This is a genomic window from Undibacterium sp. RTI2.2 (assembly GCF_035018705.1).
In the GTDB taxonomy this organism is placed as follows: domain Bacteria; phylum Pseudomonadota; class Gammaproteobacteria; order Burkholderiales; family Burkholderiaceae_D; genus Undibacterium.
The window spans coordinates 102,981-110,265 of sequence record NZ_JASJXN010000016.1 but is presented as its reverse complement, the minus strand read 5'-3'; the positions used below and the strand labels follow the sequence as shown (position 1 = coordinate 110,265).

Sequence of the window (7,285 nt, the reverse complement as noted above, 5' to 3'; positions counted from 1 at the left end):
AGGGAGTAGTGAATCGCTGGGCAAATCGACGGCAAATCATTGAGGCAGACATTATGGCCAAGATCGCTCCGACGCGCCTAAGCGGTATCAATTTACGGGGAGTTTTTAGGTTTCCAGTGGAGCGTTACGCTGCAGATTTGATGCCTTCACTGGTACCGACGATAAATGCAGTGAATAGCTAAAACCGGCGACAGTTTGACGCCACATAACCGATGAAAAACAACGAGCTGAAACCTTAATGAAATCATTGACTTACAGAACTACCCCCACGCCAGTGCTCGATCTCCTACCGTCACTTATTGCACCTAAAACAAATCGACCCCGTTTCAGCGTACGTGGATTCAATCAGAATCAAATGGGATTTACCTTAGACAATGTGCCATTGGGTGACATGAGCTACGGCAATAACAACGGCCTTCATATTAGCCGTGCGATTTCTTCTGAAAATATCGGTAGAGTGACGTTGTCTCAAGGTGCTGGTGCCGTAGGCACAGCATCAACTAGTAACTTAGGCGGCACGGTTCAATTCTTCTCGTCTGACCCGACGAACGATATGGGTTTTACTGCAGCGCAAACAGTTGGCAGTGACAGCACCTACCGCACCTTTGCACGTGTTGATACCGGTCTGTTATCTACTGGTACCAAAGCGTATTTTAGCGTTACACGTCAACGTGCAGACAAATGGAAAGGCGCGGGTCCGCAAGATCAGGATCAATTCAATTCAAAACTGGTTCATGTTTTTGGCGAGAATAAACTAACGGCTTTTTTTAATTATTCTGATCGTCGCGAGACTGACTATCAAGATATGTCCATAGAAATGGTTAAGCGTCTTGGCTATAATTGGGACAACTATCAACCTGATTGGCAACGAGCCGTCAACGCGGCAAAAGGGATCTTTACCGGCGGTGTAAATAGTCTGGACGATGCGTATTATCTGGGTAGCGGTCTGCGTAAAGATTATTTATTTGGTGCTACGATGGACAATAAGTTAGGTGATTCGACTTATTTAAAAACGACGGTTTACCATCATAGTAACGAGGGACAAGGCCATTGGTACACACCCTACACGCCTTCTACTAACGGTATCCCTATTTCGATTCGCACGACCGAATACTCGATTAGTCGCGATGGATTGATCTCTGATATCACTTGGGACGTCGGCCAACATTCAGTGAATGCTGGTTTTTGGGGCGAGCGTAGTCTGCATACTTTGACCAGAAATTTTTATAACGTCAGCGGACCGCAAGATACGAATTATTTCTTAAGTAATCCGACCAGCACTGGATTCAAACAAGACTTTACGACGACCACGACCCAGTTCTATGCGCAAGACACGGTCTCTTTAATGGCCGATCAATTAAAGCTGAACTTTGGTTTTAAAACACCGAAAGTCACGATTGATTCGACTAGTCTAATCGGTACACGTGCGGCAGGTCAAATTGTAGCGAAAAAGACGTTTTTACCGCAATTGGGCTTGAGCTACTCGCTGAATAAAAATGACGAGCTGTTCACTAGCTTGTCTCAAAATATGCGCGCTTACCAACCGGGCGTTAACGGTCCTTTCTCACAAACTCAAACTGCGTTTAATTTAAGCTCTGCAACGATTAAACCAGAGACTTCAACTACGCTTGATCTGGGTTATCGCTTTAAACGCGACAATCTGGTCGGCTCTGTCGCTGCTTATTACGCTAACTTTGATGACCGTCTGTTGCAGGTGGCAACTTGTGCAGGAATTGTCGGTTGCCCTAGCACCTTCGTCAACGTCGGTAAAGTTCAGACTAGCGGTGTAGAAGCTGCGGCGATGTGGACTTTGATGAAAGATTGGTCATGGTTTAACTCTCTGACGTACAACAATTCGCAATATAAATCTAACTATCTGGACAACGGAAAAGTCGTCAATATCGAAGGTAAGCAAGTCGTTGACTCACCAAAAGTGATGTTTAAGACAGAAGTCTCATATGAAAATCCAGTTTGGTTCACGCGACTGGGAGGTAAATTTACAGACAAGCGCTTCTATACCTACACCAATGATGCACAGGTTCCTTCTTACGTGATCATGAATTTGTCTGCGGGTTACAAACAAAAGAACTTTATGGGTCTGAAAGATTTCTCTATCCAAGTGAATGTGGAGAATTTATTGGACAAGCAATATTTCAGTACGATTGGCTCGAATGGATTTACTACCTCTGATCCAACCGGTACTTTCCAGACCTTGCTGACTGGTGCTCCACGTCAATTGTTTGTGACGATCAGCGGACGTCTGTAATTCTTTTTTATTGTTGAAATTAAAAATGGAGTGCCATTAAGCACTCCATTTTTTTATTCTTTACCAGCTGAATAATTAGAAGAAAAATGGAAGCTTAGCAACCTGCAACACATTTAGCGTCTTTATCAAACTCCATAGTTTTGCCACTTAAAGGAATGTAGGTTGGCACTTTTACCGCAGTTCTAAATTCCATGGTTTTGCTACCCTCGATTAATTTTCCGTCCTTAGTCGCTGCCTCATTTGCGTGTGATGCGATCACCGCATTCGGTTTCACCAGATCATTAATTACGTAGGCTGCCTCTTGTGGCCCGGTTGAAAACGTACCGCCAATATTCAACACTGCCAGCTTGGCTTTATAAAAGCGTCGCACAACGGCCTCCTGATCTGCAATGATGCCGGTATCGCCAGAGAGGTAGACAACTAAACCGTTCGAAAATGTCAGCACATAGCCGCCAGCCGGGCCGACATATGCGGTCAGACCGTTAGTCGACAGCGTTTCTGAAAGTGGCGCTGCCAGAAATTTAGAATCCAGTCCGTTGGAATGCGCCGCAGTCACACTGGCAATCTTAATACCACCGATTTTGCTCTGTCCACCAAACCGGACCAGCTGGACAAGATCGGTAGTCCCTCCTGCTTCTTTAATTCTGCGTGAGAAAAAACTGGCCATCTCACCGCCGACGAATAGTTTGGCCTTTTTGTTCAAGACTACCTCTTCCATCACCGACGAAGGAATACTTTTCACAGAAAAATCAGGCGCAGAGCATGATCCAGCATTCGCAGTCGCCTGATGGATGTCGCCGAGATGATCGCCATGTACATGACTCAGAAGAACACCATCAATTTTGCCAAGTCGCACATCGGTTCCACCTCGTACGGTCCGACCGGCGTCATAAAGAATGCGAGTGCCGTCGGGATCTTCAAAAATCAAGGCACGGTCAGCTGCACAAAACTCACCGTCGTGGCTACCTAAGGGCGTCACTTTCACCGTAGCTTCTGCTGCGACAGCAGGTACAGCGAGTCCCACATAACAAAATAAGGCGACTAACAAGCCAGAGGAAATTAACCTATTTACTCGTGCTGTAGTTTTCATTATCTTTCTCCAGATTCGACATTAAAATATGTTCAACATGATTTGGTGTTCGATTCCTGCCCTACTTGACCGAACAAACATAGTTTGTCGCCAAATTCATATCACCCTGCCCTGCATATTTTGGCCAGCTGGGATACTCGCACAAGGGCCGGGTACGGCCCGGTACGCCGGCACTGTCAGCGACTATTTGCGGTGATGGTGGTGTGTTGTGTTCAACCCAGTTCTCCAGTGTGGTTAATGAATCCCATGAGGCATTGAAGACACTACTGACAGCATGACCATAACCTGGAATTTCGTAATAACGCATGAAGCTATCGACCTTTGTTGTACCCATGACTTGTTTCACATGCTCATAGTATTGCTCGGTGGCTCTGGTGCTAACTAATGCGTCTGCCATCCCATGTGCCATCAATATTTTTCCGCCCCTAGCTCTAAATGCCGAGAGATCAAATTGAGTCACATCTTGAATTGTAGTTAGTGCGATCACGCGTGACTGGTAAGCGCCCGGATTTTGCGGATCGAATAGCAAGCTGTTAAAACTAGCGTCACGAGTGACGAAATACTTCACCCATTGATCCCAGAAGGTACTTCCGTAAGGTGGGCTTGTGCTGGCGGTCACTAGCGGCATAGGGTTGGCAGGTTGCTCGGTACCATAGGCTAAGGTCAGGACGGTCGGTTGTAGCGGACTTTTGTTAGGTATGCCGAAGTCTGTGCCCCAAGTATTAAAGCCAGGGTACTGTGTTTCGCCTGTTGCCAATCTGTAATTCAGTGTCAGCGGAGTATTGACAACATTAAATGCGGCGATCTGCGCATCCGATAAGCAAGTGTCGCCCGTATCAGCGCCTCCGACGCAACGCACGACCGCAGGATTAAACGTCACGTTACAAGCGGCGATATTGCTAATCAAGCCGTCAGCAACCCCGTCCAGATTATCGCAAGCTGCCATCGCAGCGTCATACAGCACTTTCCGTTTGACTCGATTGGAATAGGCGCCAGGCTTGGCGAGCTCTCGGGTGATACGCCCAAACTGCAAATCTAGACTCGCAGCATTCCAGGCGGGATACAGAACAATCGCACCATCAAAGTCTTTAGGCCAATTGGTTACGGCGATGAGTGCTTCTCGACCACCGGTAGATCCACCAGCAAAATACGTTTTTGCTGGTGCCACCCCGTATCGTTGTTGAATTAAGTAGGTTGCAACATCGTGCGTTTTTTTCAGTGCATCGCTGGAGAAATTCTTTAACGCCTCGTCATTGGCTCCAAACGTGCCATCACGACTTCCATTCGCATACGCTTGATGACCAGAGTCACTGCCATATGTTGCATAGCCACGTCCTAAGGGCAACAATTTATCTACTGGTCCCGCTGGCACATTACCGAGACCTGTAGCAATAGTGCCGTTATAGCCCCCACCACCAAACATCATGGCCTTGTTGTTCCAGGCCGTCGGCAGATTTAACTGAAATTTAATCTGTGGTGCAGTGGAATCCACCGGATTAATCGCGCCGATGACTTTACAATATTCGCCAACTGCCGTTGCACCGGAACCGGCTGCCGCAATCGTCATCACACTGGTGATCACGGCCCCCGTTGTTGGCAACGAGATCGATTTGGGTAAAACTGTCATCGCGCCCAATTCTGCGCAGCTGATCGGCTTGGCGATAACAACCGGAGCACCAGAATCTGATGCACGCGGTTGCATTTCTCCACAACCGGCGATGCCAGCACTAAGCAACATTAGCGAAACAAGTAATACCTTTCGATCAGGTCGCAATTTCATGTTCATGTCTCACTCCAATTAGATTTTTTTTAGGTTTATTTTTTAATTTATTTGCAGGTTATATTGCCTGTCAACTTGACTATCAAATTTTACTGCGTTGATTACGTTCTCATTGTTGAGAACGTAATCAAACCTACTTGATCAGCAGCTGTTGCTTGCTTTTATTACTATTTAATTTACTCTGTGTTTCCACACGTTTTACAACCTCATTGCTACCCAGCTTAAAAACGGCAACTGTTTTCGATAAATTGACCGCCTGCTCTTGCAGACTCTGTGCCGCCGCCGCCGCTTGCTCTACCAAGGCGGCATTTTGCTGCGTCATATCGTCCATATGGGTGATCGCACCGTTAACCTCTTCAATGCCGGTGCTTTGCTCTTGGCTAGCTGCGGTAATCTCGTTCATGATGTCAGCCACGCGTTGAATAGACGACACAATCTCTTGCATCGTTTTGCCAGCTTCATCCACCAGCGCACTTCCGACATCCACCTTATCCACCGAATCGCCAATCAACGCTTTGATTTCTTTTGCTGCACCGGCAGATCGTTGTGCCAGATTGCGCACCTCGGACGCGACTACCGCAAAGCCACGCCCCTGTTCACCGGCACGAGCCGCTTCAACCGCAGCATTCAGCGCCAGAATATTGGTTTGAAACGCAATGCCATCAATGACGCCAATAATATCGACAACCTTACGTGAGCTATCTTTAATAGAACCCATGGTCTCCACGACGCGCGCCACGACCTTACCACCAGAGGCAGCAACATCTGAGGCAGATACGGCAAGTTTATTTGCTTGATGGGCATTCTCGGCATTGATTTTGACTGTTGAGGTCAACTCTTCCATCGTGCTGGCGGTTTCTTCCAATGAGCCGGCCTGCGCTTCGGTACGCGAAGACAAATCGGCATTGCCAGCAGCAATCTCGCCTGATGCGCCTTTGACTGATTCACTGGCCGTCCGTATCTCGATTAAGACCGATTCGATCTTATCAACAAAACGGTTGAACGCATTTGAAATTTGCGCCAGTTCATCCCCTCCTTCGGTATCAAGACGGCGAGTCAAATCGCCATCACCCGAGGCTATCTCAGTCATTGCGTCGCGCACCAACGCCATTCGTTTGAGTGATTGGGACACCAAGACGGTCAACAGCAACACCGCTAATACGGTCAATACAATCGCTGTTACTGCAGAAGAAACCAGCAATGCGCTCAGTACCTGTGTCGCCTCGGACTTATCCAGCGCAATCGCCAGCAACCAATCGGTGCCCGCGATCTGCGTTACATATAATAGATCCTGACGACCGCCAAAACTGACTTCACTACTTCCTTTTGATGTATTGATTTCATCCAGACGTTTGACCGATAGTGAAGGATCCATGTCTGCCAAGGGTTTTAGCATCAAGTCCTGGTTAGGATGGGCGATGATATTGCCTTTAGTCTTATCAACCAAGAACGCAAAACTATTTGGCGTCGGCTTAATTGCCTTCACATTGCTGACAACCGAATCTAGCAATACGTCCGATGCCACGACGGCGGATACTTGACCTGGCGATCCGATTGCCTCGGCAAAAGTCACCAATAATTTAGCGGTGCTAGCGCTGGTATAAGGAGATGTCACAACAGGACCGTTGATCTGAGCGGCCTTGATGTACCACGGACGGGCAGTCGGATCGTAGTCTGCAGCGCGAGTCCGTTGCTCCGAAAAAGCATGATGTTTATCGGCATAGCCGATATAGGAAAGATCAAAACCACCAGCCTGTTGTGCGGCTTTCAAGGCAGGAATAGGATCGGGAGCATCGACTGCGAGCTTGATCGAGGAGACGACTGTTTTTTGTGACCTGACCCACTCTGCAATCGTTGTCGCATTATTCTGCGAGAGCTGAGCCATCTGACTATTCAACGACTCCAACATGCGCGACTTGGTAGTGAAGAAATTAGCCAGAACGATAGAAAACATCCCCAGCATCACGATAGAAACGCAAATAGCAATGAGCTTGTTACGCAGAGATAAAGAAGCCATTCAAATTCCCCTCAGAAATTGTAATAAATTAAATGATCGTTATGCACTCAGGATAACTTAATTCAGTCACTTATTCAGTTACTTAATATCCCTTGTATTGATGGTCATGATCAATTGGATATGGACAAAAGG

The 7,285-nt window shown here is 47.3% G+C and carries 5 protein-coding genes; 2 read left to right on the top strand and 3 right to left on the bottom strand.

Annotated elements, in window-relative coordinates; genetic code table 11:
- Positions 1 to 182, top strand: a 182-nt coding sequence (locus tag QN395_RS10965) for a hypothetical protein (RefSeq protein ID WP_323491965.1), incomplete at its 5' end; no start/stop codon positions are given.
- Between the two features lie 56 nt (positions 183 to 238).
- Entirely contained in the window at positions 239 to 2,266 is a 2,028-nt protein-coding gene (locus QN395_RS10960) for a TonB-dependent receptor (RefSeq protein ID WP_323491966.1), read from the top strand.
- Between the two features lie 94 nt (positions 2,267 to 2,360).
- On the opposite strand, the gene QN395_RS10955 is transcribed toward QN395_RS10960, so the two are convergent.
- The 3 genes from QN395_RS10955 to QN395_RS10945 form a co-directional block, all read right to left on the bottom strand.
- Positions 2,361 to 3,356 (bottom strand): MBL fold metallo-hydrolase, encoded by a 996-nt coding sequence (locus QN395_RS10955; RefSeq protein ID WP_322118888.1) that lies wholly within the window; start codon positions 3,354 to 3,356, stop codon positions 2,361 to 2,363.
- Positions 3,357 to 3,417: 61 nt separating this feature from the next.
- Positions 3,418 to 5,142 carry a tannase/feruloyl esterase family alpha/beta hydrolase gene (locus tag QN395_RS10950; protein WP_322118887.1) on the bottom strand — a complete coding sequence of 575 codons (1,725 nt, stop codon included), beginning with the start codon at positions 5,140 to 5,142 and terminating at the stop codon, positions 3,418 to 3,420.
- A gap of 127 nt (positions 5,143 to 5,269) precedes the next feature.
- Positions 5,270 to 7,153 carry a methyl-accepting chemotaxis protein gene (locus QN395_RS10945; protein WP_322118886.1) on the bottom strand — a complete coding sequence of 628 codons (1,884 nt, stop codon included), beginning with the start codon at positions 7,151 to 7,153 and terminating at the stop codon, positions 5,270 to 5,272.
- Positions 7,154 to 7,285: the final 132 nt, after the last annotated feature.

Excerpts from the sequence above, each read along its gene's own strand:
- QN395_RS10960 (WP_323491966.1), top strand. The coding sequence starts at position 239 with ATGAAATCATTGACTTACAGAACTACCCCCACGCCAGTGCTCGATCTC.
- QN395_RS10955 (WP_322118888.1), bottom strand. The coding sequence starts at position 3,356 with ATGAAAACTACAGCACGAGTAAATAGGTTAATTTCCTCTGGCTTGTTA.
- QN395_RS10950 (WP_322118887.1), bottom strand. The coding sequence starts at position 5,142 with ATGAACATGAAATTGCGACCTGATCGAAAGGTATTACTTGTTTCGCTA.
- QN395_RS10945 (WP_322118886.1), bottom strand. The coding sequence starts at position 7,153 with ATGGCTTCTTTATCTCTGCGTAACAAGCTCATTGCTATTTGCGTTTCT.